Source organism: Margalitia sp. FSL K6-0131 (assembly GCF_038008735.1).
Taxonomy (GTDB): Bacteria; Bacillota; Bacilli; order Bacillales; family Bacillaceae_C; genus Margalitia; species Margalitia shackletonii.
In genome coordinates, this window is the sequence record NZ_JBBOZS010000001.1 from 3852755 (window position 1) to 3866105 (window position 13351).

The window sequence follows — 13351 nt, forward strand, 5'->3', positions numbered from 1 at the left end:
GAGTTACGGAATTTTTTATCGGATGTTTTTTGCGTGACGACGCTGCGTTAACGTACAGATTTCGTCGTCTTTGACAAAAATAGTAATACCCTTATCCACTGTGAAATGATGCAGCAAGACTCTAATAGGACAGAACATCATAAGACATGGATCCATGCTTAAAATTTCTTCAGACAATCCTTCGATTTCACTTCCATAAAAAATACCCAATAAAATTGGGTATTAGAAGGATTACTTATCTGTCTTTATCTGTATCATTATCCTGATTTGGACTAACTGGGTAAATTTCTTCTGATGTCTCTGTTTGATATTTCAAATTACGTTGATTTGTGTTTATTTCATCTCTTCGCTCTCTACCGGTATCAAATAACTTGGCAACATAGATATGGAAGAAAAATTCAAATACAGTGACGACCACAGAACTAATGAAAGAGATTAATAATAAATTTCGGTCATATCCTAAAGCCTTACCTAATACCCAAATCACAATTAAAGATAAGACAAAATCAGATATGGTGGCCATTGTGTTGTTTGTTCTAGGTAAAATAAACAAATCACCTAAGATATATGCAACTACACCTAAAACTAATGAGATAAAGAAAACATCTCTTAACGCCATGTTGTATACTACACCAAGAATAATATACAAAACAACAAATGTAGCAATAAATTTTAAGATAAATGCTTTAGCATGATTCAAGTAAATAACCTCCTTTTAGAGGTATTTTGAACAAATATGGAAAAATTATTACTAGAAGTATTTATGCTAACTGGATAAAGACAGAGAAAAATCAATTATTACTATCTGAAGCAATACAATGGAACAAAAGTTCTATTTCCTAAACATAAAAAAAATAGGGCTATTATCGCCCTACTCATCAATCACCATCAAATAAATTAAATAATCCTTTCGCTACGCTGCCTTCATCCTTCGAACCGCCAACTTGCGGCATTGCTGCAAATACTCTGCTAGCAAGACGGCTAAATGGAAGGGATTGTACCCAAACTGTGCCCGGTCCTCTTAAGGTAGCGAAAAATAGTCCTTCGCCTCCGAATAATGCGGTTTTTACTCCCTTCACAAATTCAATGCTGTAATCAACATCCTTTGTCATTGCTACTAAGCAGCCTGTATCAACACGCAGCGATTGACCAGGTGCTAAGTCTTTTTTATGTATCGTCCCTCCAGCATGAATAAATGCCAAGCCATCTCCTTCCAGCTTTTGCATGATGAAGCCTTCACCGCCGAAGAAGCCTGTTCCAATCTTTCTTTGAAATTCAATGCCGACCGATACTCCTTTAGCTGCCGCTAAAAAAGCATCTTTTTGACACACAATTTTTCCGCCTAATTCACTTAAATCCATTGGAATGATTTTTCCCGGATACGGAGCAGCAAAGGAAACATGGTTTTTACCATATCCTTCGTTCGTAAAGGTTGTCATGAACAAGCTCTCACCCGTCAGCATTCTTTTTCCCGCACTAAAAAGCTTGCCCATTAAACCGGAAGAACTATTGGAGCCGTCACCAAAGATTGTTTCCATATGAATATTATCTTCCATCATCATTAAACTTCCCGCTTCTGCTACTACTGTTTCCCCGGGATCAAGCTCCACTTCGACAAATTGCATATCATCGCCATAAATTTTGTAATCAATTTCATGGTTGTTCATATATTTTCCTCCATTTTCTTGGTCATAATATAATTTTAAAATATTGAGGATTGGAATTGCTAATATTGTTAACTGTTTTTGTGGCGAAAATGTTTCATTTTTTCTTACGTTTTAAAAAGAACGCCTAATACTAAGCGTTCTTCCAATTGTGTTCGTATTGTTCCTTTAAATACTTTTTGTCAATTTTCCCGACATGCGTTTTTGGCAATTCCTGCAAAAATACAAACTCCTTCGGGATTTTGTATTTTGCTAATTTTTGAGAGCAATGAATTTTCAGCTCTTCTTCCTTTCCAATTCGGTCAGTTTTCAAGACAATAAATGCAATCACTCGCTCACCCCATTTTTCATCTGATAGTCCCACGACACTTGCCTCATCCACATCAGGGTGCTCACATAACCAGTGCTCAATTTCAAGCGGATACACATTTTCTCCGCCAGTGATAATCATATCCTTTTTACGGCCGACAATATAATAATAACCATCCCTATCTTTTTTTCCTAAATCGCCTGAATAAAGCCAGCTATCCTTCCAGGCTTCCGCTGTTTCTATTGGATTATTCCAATATTCCTTGAAAGCATGTTTCCCACTAATAAGAATTTCGCCAACCTCGTCAGTACCTGCTTCCGTTCCATCTATCTTTATAAGCTTAATTTGATTAAACGCCATCGGTTTTCCTACAGAACCTTTTTTCCATATTGCATCATTAGGAGAAATGAAAAAATTATTCGGTCCTGCTTCTGTTAAACCATAACCTTCTTTAAATGGCAGTCCTTTCGCAAAAAATTTTTCATAGATGGATAAAGGACATGGGGCTGCTCCGGAAAGAAAGACCTTCATACTTGGGAACGTTGATGCTTGGAATCCTTTCGTTCCGACCATCATATGGTACATGGTCGGAACAAACAATGCTATCGTACACTTATATTTATTTAAGTAATGAACAGCCTCCTCAGCATGGAACTGATCGCCGATCACTACCGTTCCACCATTCATTAAAATTGGAACAGATAAGGCATTTATTCCTCCAGTATGGAACAACGGGAGATAGTTAAGGGTAACCTCTTCACTCGTTAATCCCCAGCTGATAATTGTGTTAATCGCATTCCAAATAATCGATTGGTGGGATAAAATAACCCCTTTTGGTTTACCTGTTGTTCCCCCTGTATAAATCATCAGCCATGGATCTGTTTCTGTAAGCAAAATGTCAAATGGCTGACTTATTCTTATATCTGATTGTATAATATCCCTCAATGCAAAGTTGTTCTTTACATTTTTTAAATGTGAAACAGTTTCTGAAAATTTTTCGTTATAAAGAAGAAGTTTAGGATTGCAATCTTCAAGAATATAATTTAATTCATCTACTGATAATCTCCAGTTAAGAGGAACAAAAATCGCTCCTAGCTTGCCGCACGCAAACATAATCTCAAAAACTTCTTTTTGATTAGAAGCAAGCAATGTAACCCTGTCACCTTTTTCAATCCCTTTTTCCGCAAAAAAGGTTGACCATTTGTTTGCTCTTTCATTTAATTCGCTATATGTTAAAGATGTATCATTAGTAACATCCATTAATGCCATTTTATTAGGCGTTAATCGTGTCCGACTTGAAATCCAATCCAATTCCACCGCTGACTCTCCCTTCTCTCTTTCTTTTTATTGTAAAAAGAAGAGTTACAAAGTAGTTACAACATGAGATACTAATCATAAATAGTCGAAAATAAGGAGTAATAAAATGGGTTATATTGAAGATTTACGAGCTATTGTTGGGCATCGGCCGCTTATTTTTGTTGGTGCAGTGGTAATAATTTTAGATGAACAAAAAAGAATTCTAATGCAGCAGCGTACATATCCGAATGGGGTATGGGGACTTCCCGGTGGTTTAATGGAGCTGGCAGAGTCCGTCGAAGAGACCGCTTGCAGAGAAGTTTTGGAAGAGACAGGCTTAAAAGTCCATGATTTAAACCTGATTAATGTATATTCCGGTGCAAACCACTTTGCCGTCGCTGAAAATGGTGATGAGTTTTATGTTGTAACAGTTGCTTATTACACAAATAAGGTGGAAGGAAATATAACCATGGATCAAAATGAATCCCTACAGCTTCAATATTTTAAACCTGAGGAATTACCAGCTCAAATGATCGGAAGTCATAAAGGAATCTTGAAGGAATTTTTAGAAAAACATTATAAAAATGGAACTACAATATTTTAAGCGGACTCAGAATCCGTAATTTTGATTAAATGCCCTACTTTTAAGGATTAAGGGGACACTGGTTCCGTTATTCATGTAAAAACACAAGGAAAAAACTACTTTTTTGCTAAATAACGGATCCTCTGTCCGCAAACATAGGGAATTAGCCCGTTTTGTCACATATAACGGAACAGGTGTCCGGTATGCTCTCAAGTTAATAAATCTACTTCCATATAAAAAGTAAAAAAGGATATTTAAGGACCAATCATTTAAGATTGGTCCTCATTTTCACATCATAATCCCGCCATCCACATGAAGAACAGTACCATGAACATAGTCGGATTCATCCGATGCTAAATATAGATAAGCATTTGCGATATCTTCCGGTTTCCCTAAACGTTGTAAAGGAATCATTGCTTTCATGGAATCAATCACCTTTTCCGGAACAGTTGCAACCATATTGGTCTCCGTAAATCCCGGTGCGACTGCATTCACATTGATTCCCTTGCGCCCAAGCTCCTTCGCCCATGACTTTGTCATCCCAATAATAGCGGCTTTCGCTGCGGCATAATTAGTTTGCCCAATGTTCCCGTATACCCCGCTTACAGAAGATGTGCTGATAATTTTCCCTTTTCCTTGTTCAATCATAGTTGGAACGACTGCTTGCGTGCAATTGAATACACCAGTTAAATTAACATCCAGTACTTTTTGAAAGTCCTCTTGTTTCATTTTTACCAGCATAGAGTCCCTTGTAATACCCGCGTTATTGATTAAAACATCAATTTTACCGTATGTCTCCAGCACTTCCGATACCATTTGATTGACACTCTCGCGATTTGATACATCTACTTGAATAAATTTTCCTTCAAGTCCATGAGCCTTTAATTCCTCTTCTCTTGCATTTCCTTCTTCCTCATTAAAATCCGCAATGACAACCTTTGCCCCTTCTTTTGCAAATTTTTGCGCTGCGGCAAAACCAATTCCTCCTGCAGCGCCGGTAATGATAGCTACTTTTTCATTTAAACGCATATTCATTTCCTCCTACTCCTGTAAAAACTGTTCCACTTTATCCACTAATAAATCTAAGTTATCGATTAATGGAGAATGTCCACAATCCTTTAATTCGACAAATCTTCCATTATCCCCTATGTCCTGAATAATTTCTTTTGTCATTTCATCACTTACCACATAACCCCTTTCCCCTCGTAAAATAAGAACAGGAATTTGAATGGCTGCAGCCTTATTGGTACCCTCGATTAAACCATTGTGAACAGGACTTATATTAAATGTATTCAGGGCTTGATACACATCTGCTAAGTTTCTTTGGGTTCTCATATCATCGACATATTCTTCATACAAGGATGCATCTGGTTGATTATGTGTATAAATCAAAGCATTCCAAAGTGCTTTTAAAAATTCACGATCATTATTGTCATATGCAGCTTGAACAGCAATTGTTGCGGGATCTCGTTCGACGTCCTCTATGTTGACCAACCGTCTTTCAAAATCCGGGCTTCCATCTTCCTTTTTTCCGAAAAAAGGATACCCCCGTGTAGAAGCTGATGCTAACAAGATAAGCTTCCCACAATCATCAGGATAGTCCGCAGCATATTGCATCCCAACAGCCCCACCTGTTGACCATCCTATAATAGTAATATCGCGGAGCCCTAAAGCATCGACAAACAGCTTCACATCATCGGAAAAGTCTTTAATCCCCTTTATACGCTTATGATAGGTCGAATCTCCAAATCCCCTTAGATCCACGGCAATAAGCTTATATGAAGGGGCCATTTTCTCGATTAAAACATCCCAATGCTTCGAGGAGGTCATATTCCCATGAATGAGTAATACTAGTTCTTCACCGCCTGAGCGTTCCCGGTAACTCAATGTTTCTCCATTTGGCAATTCAACCTTTTTCATCACAACAGTCATCTCTTATTCCCCCTTATTTAAACTGTTTCCCCACTTAATAACAGTTGCTCCCCATGCATATCCAATTCCTGCACTTACTAAAACAACAATATCCCCACCGTGAAGTTTTCCTTCCTTTTCTGCCAGCTCTAAAGATAATATTTGATCGATCTGCCCAATATGTCCATAATTTTCAAGATAAATAGACTGGTCCTCCGATAATCCAAGTTCCTTTAGCACATATTGATGTGCAGATCTCTTCATATGGAGCATAGCGACATAATTAATATCTTTTTCCGTATATCCGCTTTTATAAAGACTCCCGCGAACTACCTTCAAAAAATTATCCATCGATTTTTGTTCCAGTCTGCGTTTCATTCCTTCCGGATCGAGAACATCAAGCCTGTATAGGCCCTTTTCTAAAACTTCATATGTGATTGGCTGCTTTGTGCCCCCCGCTGTTACGACTACATCTTCCGAAAAAGATCCATCTGTCATAATCTCTGATTCTAATAAAATATTTCTCTTTAATCCTTTCTGTAAAAGCATTGCCCCGCCGCCGGCACCTAAATTAAACATAAACCTTGTACGCTCATTTCCGTAATCGATAAAGTCTCCGTTACGATAACCTCCAGCTAAAAGCACGGTTTGAATAGCAGGATCCGCCATCATCATGCTTTTCGCTACTTTCATGGCCATGATTGTTGTTCCGCAGCGCAGAGCCACATCAAAAGCCCAAGCATGGTAAGCTCCTATTTCCTCCTGCATTTTAATTGCAGCAGTCCATAACGGATATTCTTTATGCTCCTCCCCAATATAGATAATGAGATCAATATCTTTAGGATCAATGCCTGCCCTATCAATTGCCTGCTTAGCAGCAAGAATGCCCATTTGACATGTATGATCCTCGTCTCCAGGGATAGGCTTCCTTTTGATTCCCATTTTCATTTCTACCACTTCTGGTGGGATTCCTGCACGTTTTGCAATCTCTTCTCCTGTTATAAACTGTTCTGGAATATAAATCCCTGTGCTCAATATTCCGATTTTCATTCTTACCACCTCGCATTACCCTGCTATTTTCTTCTCTTGTTTCACATTGGCTCCCCTTTTAACACGCTTTTCAGCCTTCCATCCTTGAATGGACCCAACAATCCCTTTTGGAAAAAACATAACTGCTAATATATAAATAATCCCAAAGAAGATAATCCATCTTTCGAATATTGGGTACTTTTCTGCCAAACCGCTTAACCAATGATGGGCAATTTCAATTAATCCCGCACCGATTACAGGTCCGAGCAATGTACCAACGCCGCCGATAATGGTCATTAATAATGCATCTAACGTAGTATCCATTGTAAATACACTCGTATTCACAAAACGTAAGGATGTGGTATATAAAGAACCGGCAAGACATGCCGTAACGCCTGAAATAATACTTGCCATTATCTTATAATGAAGCACTTTATAGCCCAGAGATTCTGCACGCTGCTCATTTTCCCTGATAGCAAGTAAAACACTTCCCATTGGAGAATGCGTAAAACGCTGGAGCACACAATAAATGATGATCATTAGGACAAGACAAATGAGATAAAATGTTGTTCGGTCAATCAGTACTTCCGGAATTCTGAAAGTAAATCCATCATTCCCAAATGTAAGGGTGCGCCATTTTTCGGAAGCAACCTGAAAAAGACTGGCAAAAGCCAAGGTTAGCATCGCATAAAAATGACTTTTTAGCCGTAGTGTCATTAGCCCGACGATATAACTTACCACTGCAGAAATTACTATTCCAACGACTATAGATAGGAGAAAAAGCCCCATTGTCGGTTCATTTCGCTGGAGTAAAATCCCGGTTGTATAGGCTCCAATTCCGAAAAACATAGCATGACCAAATGAAACAATCCCAGTAAATCCAAGCAATATGTCATAGCTCATCGCAAAAATAGCAAAAATAAAGATTTGTGTTAATAAAATCAGCGTACTTCTTGATTCATAAACAAATGGAATTACCATTAAACAAACAGAGATAATGATGAGGGATATTTGTGAAATACTTCCTAATCTTTTCAATCCTTTTCACCCCCTAGATACGAACAAGCCTTGTGGTCTAAAGATTAGGACAATGGCCATCAATAGCATATTAACGGCAAGAGAAAGATCCGGAACAAAATATGCCATGAATGAACCGGATAAGCCGACTAATATTGCCGCGAACAATGAACCTGAAAAACTTCCCATTCCGCCAATAACAACGACATTAAATGCTAAAATTGCATATTCCATCCCCATTTCTGCATAAACAACTCCAGAATAAGGAGCCATTAAAGCACCACCAAGAGCAGCCATTGCTGACCCCACGATAAATACAAACATAAATACTTTTTTTATATTGATGCCGAGTGCCTGCACCATTTCTTTATCCATAACTCCCGCACGAACGATTAATCCTATTTTTGTTTTCTTTAATACAACTTGAACCAAGGTAAACACAATTAAAGCAACAATAATAATAAAAACCCGATATTTAATAAGGATGACATTCCCCAGTTCCCAGCTTCCGGTTAAAACTTGCGGGGTTTTTGCAGCCATTTGATTCGGCCCCCAAACCACTTTAATGAATTCTGTAAGAACCAGCATAAATCCTAATGTTATTAAAATTTGCTGAATATGGTTTCCATAAACAGGTTTAATAATGACTTTTTCCGTAATGATTCCCAATATAACGCCTGTTGCAAGTGCGCCTAAAGTTGCCACGAAAAAGCTGCCGGACAAGGAATAAAACCAAACGGCACTGAAAGCGCCCCAGGCAAAGAAACCGCCATGAGCAAAATTCAATACGTCCATTAAACCAAAGATCAATGTCAACCCTGCTGCCAGTAAAAACACGAGCATACCGGTTGCAAGACCATTAATCATTAAATTCAAAAACAATGCCATGAAAGGACTCACCTCCTGTTTATGCAATTCCCAAGTATTTTCTTTTTAACTTCTCATCCTCTTTTAATGCTGACATCCCTCCCGAATATACGGTCCTGCCATCATCGATAATAAAAAAACGATTTCCAAGTGTACTTGCCATCATAAAATTTTGTTCCACTAATACAATCGTGGTTTGCTTTTTCATTTCTAAAATCGATTCCATTACTTTTTCTACCATAATCGGTGCGAGACCCTTACTCGGTTCATCTATTAGCAACAGTTGGTTATTATTTAAATATGCCCTGGCAATAGACAGCATCTGCTTTTGTCCGCCGCTTAATAATCCGCCAGGCTTTTTCCAAAACTTTTTTAAATCGGGAAATAGCTGAAGGATCCATTCCAGTCTTTCCAACGTTTCTGTATCCTGTTTTTTCATCGCTACTTTCATATTTTCTTCAACGGTTAAATCCTTGAAAATTCCCTGATCCTCAGGAACATAACCAATCCCTAGATTTGCAATTTTATAGGTTGACAATCCCTGTATTTCACTGCCCTTGTAGCATACTTTTCCTTGTGACGGAGGATTCAGCCCCATAATACTGCGTAATGTTGTCGTTTTTCCGGCGCCATTTCTGCCCAATAAAACCGTTACATCCCCTTTTTTCACCTCAAAGGAAATCCCTTGTAAAATATGATATTGTCCAATATAAGTTTGGAGATTTTCTACTTTAAGCAGAGTGTCCATTGTGCATACCTCCTAAATATGCTGTTTGAACGGTCTCATTTTCCATTATTTCCTTAGGAGTACCATCCGCGAGCAGTGTGCCATTAAAAAGAACGGTCACCGAATCTGATAGATCGAGAATCATATCCATTTTGTGCTCAATTAGAATGATGGTTTTCTTCCCGTCCTCCTTAATATTTCGAATTACCTTCAAAATCGCGGGAACCTCTTCCAGAGACATTCCGGCAGTTGGTTCATCGAGCAGCAAAATTTCCGTTTCAAGTGCTAACAGCATGGCGATTTCAAGCTTTCGCTTTTCACCATGGGCTAAGTTTTTTGCCAATGCATCTGCTTTTTCTTCCAAAAGTACTAGCCTGAGCAATTCATAAGATTTCTCTATTGCTTTTTTATACTTGTTAAAATGAAATAGCATTTGGTACCGTATCGCCATTTGCGATTGAACTGCTAATCTTACATTCTCTAAAACCGTTAAATTAGGGAATACATTCGTAATCTGAAAGGATCTTCCAATCCCTTTTCTGGTTCTCATCGCTGGGGGCATAGAGGTGATATCCTCACCTTTAAGAAGAATACTTCCTTTTGTTGGAGTTAGTTGTCCGCTTAATAGATTAAAAAAAGTTGTTTTCCCTGCACCATTCGGTCCAATAATAGATTTAAATTCCTTTTCCGCAACGCAGAAATCCACCTCATTCACTGCAAGGTGCCCCCCAAACTGAATGGTTAGCTGCTTTGTTTCTAAAATGTTTGCCACTTTTGTCACCGTCCTCAAAGAAATCCGCTAGCCCATAGGCGCTGAAGCAGACATAATTAACGAATTGACACGCAAAATAACCTCGTTTTGGAACTTTTTAGATCCAATCTTTTAAAAGAAGAACTCCGGAAACTTTTTTCCGAAGTTCCTGTTATTTTTATTTCTTAACCCTGATGGGAGGCGCTGTTTCGTCAGGCGATAGCTCACGGATTAGTACCGGAACAGGATATGGTACTCTATCCTTTTTCTCTAGTTTTATCGCGTACATGCTTTGGAGTGCCTGATGATCCTCTTTACGGAAGGTCATTTTTCCTTTAGGTGTATCAAAACTCATGCCTTCCATTGTTTTGATTAGCTTGTCGCTATCTGCGTTTCCATCAGTTTTCTTTAATGCTTCTACAATGGAAATGGCTGCACTCATTCCGCCAGGTGTGAAAAGATCAGGAACTTCTCCGTTAAATCGTTTTTTATTCTCGCTAACGAGCCATTCATTTATCTTATTATTCGGTAGATCATAGTAGTAAACGGAGAATCCTTCCATTCCTACAAGCGGTTCCATGGTGGATAATGCTGCAATATCTGGTGCACCTGTAGAAATCTTAATTCCTTTATCCTGAACCTTCATATCGGCAATTTGCTTCCAAGGTGAATTAGCACCAGACCATACTACAAATAAGTAATCCGGTTTTGCATTTATAATTTTTTGAATATTAGAGGTGAAATCTGTAGCTGCAGGATCTGCATACTCTTCACGAATAACCTTCGCCCCAAGTTTTTCAGCCGCTTCCTTAAAAGCAGCAACACCGTCACGCCCAAAAGCATAATCAGGTGCAAGAGTAGCAATTTTCACGCCTGGTTTTGCTATCGCAGCTGCGCCCGCTACCGCATCTTGGGAGGAGTTTCTTGCTGTTCGGAAAATATACTTATTGAAATCTGCTCCTGTAATACTGTCTGCAACAGCTGGTTCTACGATCATGATTTTTTTATACTCTTCTGCTAAAGGCAGCACAGCTAACGTATCTGCTGAGCTAGATGATCCGACAAGAAAATCCACATTATCTTCTTCTAACAGCTTTGTTGCTTTTTTTACTGCAACCTCAGGCTTTGTTTCAGTGTCCTCATAAACTACTTTAATTTTCTTCCCATTAATTTCCCGTTTTCCATCTGTTGCATAATCAAGCCCCATTTCAAAACCATTTTTCGTTTGCTTCCCATAGGATTCTAAGGCGCCTGTTAAAGATGCAAGAACCCCAATCTTAATGGTTCCTTTGTCATCTTTTCCCCCGCTTGCTTTATTAGAGCTGCAGGCAGTCGTCAATAATAAAGCAGCTATTACAATACTAATTAGTACCGAAAATCTTTTTGTTGACCTTTTCAAATTTCTCCCCCCAGTATTTTTTACAAAATAAAGCTTTTTCCGTGATTTCATCGTATATGGAGAGAGTTACACAGTAGTTACAATTAAGAAAAGCAGTGGTATCTCGCCACTGACGTAAGGATGAGTGAATTTAAAATACAAATTTACCTCTAGTTGCTTACGATAGATAGAAATACTCTCACCCCGGACGTGTCAGCGTTTGAAATGCCAAAAATACACCATTTTGGCAATAAAAATTTAAAAGTCCAATTTCCCAGTATTAAATAGAGAAATTGGACTTTTTTCATACTTTAGAAAAGCTCCAGATAGAAAACCCGATTAGGTGTAAGTGATTGCGATCAATACCAAACATGAACATTTCAGTGGACAAATGCTCTTATTGGTAAATTCTATTTATTATTCTTAATTACTACTTTTTCTTTTTTCCCATCCCATTGAATTTGAATCGGAATACTTTTAGGTAGTGAACCACATTGCCCACCACAATTTTCATTAATTTCAAATTCATCTTCGTTTTTAAATTCGCCATCCCCGGAAGTTGGGAAGTTTTGAGGTTGATATATTTCATATTTAAAATTTACTGGTTTTTTTCCTTCTCCAATATAAGAGATGACGTAACGCATAAAACTATCCGTTTCGTATTCCATTTTTACATACCAATTATTGCTTTTTCCTTCAAAATATTGCTTTTTAAATTCTGACGGACTTGAACTTTTATCGCTCGTACATGCCCCAAGTATAAACAATAATATAAGACATCCAATCGGTAATAAAATCTTCTTCATTTTAACTTCAAAAGAATGATGATTCATAGTTGGCCCGGCCCCCGTTTAAAGAATTTAAACCCAAGAAATATATTGGCTTATCTAAATAATATATTGTCAAAAGTGAAATTCCATGATGAACTATTGTCATAAAGTGTTGCTGTTTGTTTTACCCCTATCATAGTATAAGTAGTATTAACAACTGGTTTCCAACTTGTCATTGGAGATGTATATGAGAAGGTGGATCCACTTACAGTTTTAGTTTCTATTTGATCATCGCAGAACCCTGCGTTACACCCACTGTACTTAGTAGCTCCTGTCTGTGAAATTTTAACTTTGGTGTTTTTAAAAGATATAAATGCGTCATAACTGGTCCAACCTCCAGTAACTTTAGTTATTGCATAATGTGTTTGCCCATCTTTAGTAGTTATGTCATAGTATATACGTGAATAAGCCTTAACACTTCCAGTTGGGTCGTAATCCTCTTTCCCCCTATCGGCAAAGGGTTGAATATTAGATTCTTTTCTTAACTCATCAAGGTTTACACTAGCAAAGGTTGTAGTAACATAACTTTCTTTTAAACCCTTATCTGTTTGTTCAGATATTAATTCCTGTGTAGTAATTAATACATCGTTTGTTGAAAAGGTCCCATTATCTCCTGAAAGTATAGCTGTTGACTTTAATTGTTCATCAATTTCTTTATTATCTGTGATTCCATTAAGTGCTTTTTCATAAAGTGTATCTAGATCTGTAATTTCTTTCTCCTTCTTCAAAATATTACTTTTTTCAACGGCAAAAGTATCAAAAGATGAAGAGTATATAAATAAAATTAACAATGCACAAATTGAATAAAATAGTTTTCTCATATTAAATATTCCCCCTTTTTTAAATAAAGTCTTATTTAAAATAAATGATCTTTATGGCAACCTATTTTCAAAAGTAAAATTCCATGATGAACTGCTGTCATACAGAGTTGCTGTTTGTTTTGTAAATAAATTGAATAAATCAGCATGGTAAGCAATAGGAATCCAAC

General features: G+C 37.7%; 14 protein-coding genes. 1 reads left to right on the top strand and 13 read right to left on the bottom strand.

Annotation, left to right across the window (positions count from 1 at the left end; all coding sequences use genetic code 11):
- Window positions 1-235: 235 nt before the first annotated feature.
- The 3 genes from NSQ59_RS18935 to NSQ59_RS18945 all read right to left on the bottom strand — a co-directional run bounded on the left by NSQ59_RS18935 (window position 236) and on the right by NSQ59_RS18945 (window position 3291).
- Complete coding sequence (locus tag NSQ59_RS18935) at window positions 236-700, bottom strand: DUF2512 family protein (protein ID WP_183101930.1); 465 nt, start codon at window positions 698-700, stop codon at window positions 236-238.
- 178 nt (window positions 701-878) lie between these two features.
- Window positions 879-1667: a TIGR00266 family protein gene (locus tag NSQ59_RS18940; protein ID WP_055740820.1), complete on the bottom strand. Its 789-nt coding sequence runs from the start codon at window positions 1665-1667 to the stop codon at window positions 879-881.
- A 130-nt stretch (window positions 1668-1797) separates the two neighbouring features.
- Complete coding sequence (locus NSQ59_RS18945) at window positions 1798-3291, bottom strand: acyl-CoA synthetase (protein ID WP_340832423.1); 1494 nt, start codon at window positions 3289-3291, stop codon at window positions 1798-1800.
- Window positions 3292-3397: 106 nt separating this feature from the next.
- On the opposite strand from NSQ59_RS18945, the gene NSQ59_RS18950 reads away from it, so the two are divergent.
- Window positions 3398-3874, top strand: coding sequence for an NUDIX hydrolase (locus NSQ59_RS18950; protein WP_055740821.1), 477 nt, complete (start codon window positions 3398-3400; stop codon window positions 3872-3874).
- A gap of 267 nt (window positions 3875-4141) precedes the next feature.
- Here the strand turns inward: NSQ59_RS18950 and fabG are convergent, their stop codons facing one another.
- The 10 genes from fabG to NSQ59_RS19000 all read right to left on the bottom strand — a co-directional run bounded on the left by fabG (window position 4142) and on the right by NSQ59_RS19000 (window position 13184).
- Window positions 4142-4882 carry a 3-oxoacyl-ACP reductase FabG gene (fabG, locus tag NSQ59_RS18955; RefSeq protein ID WP_340832424.1) on the bottom strand — a complete coding sequence of 247 codons (741 nt, stop codon included), beginning with the start codon at window positions 4880-4882 and terminating at the stop codon, window positions 4142-4144.
- A 12-nt stretch (window positions 4883-4894) separates the two neighbouring features.
- Entirely contained in the window at window positions 4895-5785 is an 891-nt protein-coding gene (phaZ, locus tag NSQ59_RS18960) for an intracellular short-chain-length polyhydroxyalkanoate depolymerase (RefSeq protein ID WP_340832425.1), read from the bottom strand.
- Between the two features lie 3 nt (window positions 5786-5788).
- On the bottom strand, window positions 5789-6814 hold the full coding sequence (locus tag NSQ59_RS18965) for a 3-oxoacyl-ACP synthase (RefSeq protein ID WP_055740824.1): 1026 nt from the start codon (window positions 6812-6814) through the stop codon (window positions 5789-5791).
- Window positions 6815-6829: 15 nt separating this feature from the next.
- On the bottom strand, window positions 6830-7774 hold the full coding sequence (locus tag NSQ59_RS18970) for a branched-chain amino acid ABC transporter permease (protein WP_126648017.1): 945 nt from the start codon (window positions 7772-7774) through the stop codon (window positions 6830-6832).
- Window positions 7775-7837: 63 nt separating this feature from the next.
- Window positions 7838-8698 (bottom strand): branched-chain amino acid ABC transporter permease, encoded by an 861-nt coding sequence (locus NSQ59_RS18975; protein ID WP_340832426.1) that lies wholly within the window; start codon window positions 8696-8698, stop codon window positions 7838-7840.
- Window positions 8699-8717: 19 nt separating this feature from the next.
- The gene (locus NSQ59_RS18980; protein WP_126647978.1) at window positions 8718-9425 is read right to left on the bottom strand and encodes an ABC transporter ATP-binding protein; all 708 of its coding nucleotides are present in this window, start codon (window positions 9423-9425) and stop codon (window positions 8718-8720) included.
- On the bottom strand, window positions 9409-10176 hold the full coding sequence (locus NSQ59_RS18985) for an ABC transporter ATP-binding protein (protein ID WP_126647977.1): 768 nt from the start codon (window positions 10174-10176) through the stop codon (window positions 9409-9411). The genes NSQ59_RS18980 and NSQ59_RS18985 overlap by 17 nt, the downstream gene beginning before the upstream one ends.
- A 157-nt stretch (window positions 10177-10333) precedes the next feature.
- A complete protein-coding gene (locus NSQ59_RS18990) occupies window positions 10334-11494 on the bottom strand; it encodes a substrate-binding domain-containing protein (RefSeq protein ID WP_437177119.1) in 1161 nt (386 codons plus the stop codon).
- Between the two features lie 449 nt (window positions 11495-11943).
- Window positions 11944-12366, bottom strand: coding sequence for a hypothetical protein (locus NSQ59_RS18995; RefSeq protein ID WP_055740830.1), 423 nt, complete (start codon window positions 12364-12366; stop codon window positions 11944-11946).
- A 50-nt stretch (window positions 12367-12416) separates the two neighbouring features.
- Window positions 12417-13184, bottom strand: coding sequence for a hypothetical protein (locus NSQ59_RS19000; protein WP_055740831.1), 768 nt, complete (start codon window positions 13182-13184; stop codon window positions 12417-12419).
- Window positions 13185-13351 lie beyond the last annotated feature (167 nt).

Excerpts from the sequence above, each read along its gene's own strand:
- NSQ59_RS18940 (WP_055740820.1), bottom strand. The coding sequence starts at position 1,667 with ATGAACAACCATGAAATTGATTACAAAATTTATGGCGATGATATGCAA.
- NSQ59_RS18950 (WP_055740821.1), top strand. The coding sequence starts at position 3,398 with ATGGGTTATATTGAAGATTTACGAGCTATTGTTGGGCATCGGCCGCTT.
- fabG (WP_340832424.1), bottom strand. The coding sequence starts at position 4,882 with ATGCGTTTAAATGAAAAAGTAGCTATCATTACCGGCGCTGCAGGAGGA.
- phaZ (WP_340832425.1), bottom strand. The coding sequence starts at position 5,785 with ATGACTGTTGTGATGAAAAAGGTTGAATTGCCAAATGGAGAAACATTG.
- NSQ59_RS18965 (WP_055740824.1), bottom strand. The coding sequence starts at position 6,814 with ATGAAAATCGGAATATTGAGCACAGGGATTTATATTCCAGAACAGTTT.
- NSQ59_RS18970 (WP_126648017.1), bottom strand. The coding sequence starts at position 7,774 with ATGGTAATTCCATTTGTTTATGAATCAAGAAGTACGCTGATTTTATTA.
- NSQ59_RS18975 (WP_340832426.1), bottom strand. The coding sequence starts at position 8,698 with ATGGCATTGTTTTTGAATTTAATGATTAATGGTCTTGCAACCGGTATG.
- NSQ59_RS18980 (WP_126647978.1), bottom strand. The coding sequence starts at position 9,425 with ATGGACACTCTGCTTAAAGTAGAAAATCTCCAAACTTATATTGGACAA.
- NSQ59_RS18995 (WP_055740830.1), bottom strand. The coding sequence starts at position 12,366 with ATGAATCATCATTCTTTTGAAGTTAAAATGAAGAAGATTTTATTACCG.
- NSQ59_RS19000 (WP_055740831.1), bottom strand. The coding sequence starts at position 13,184 with ATGAGAAAACTATTTTATTCAATTTGTGCATTGTTAATTTTATTTATA.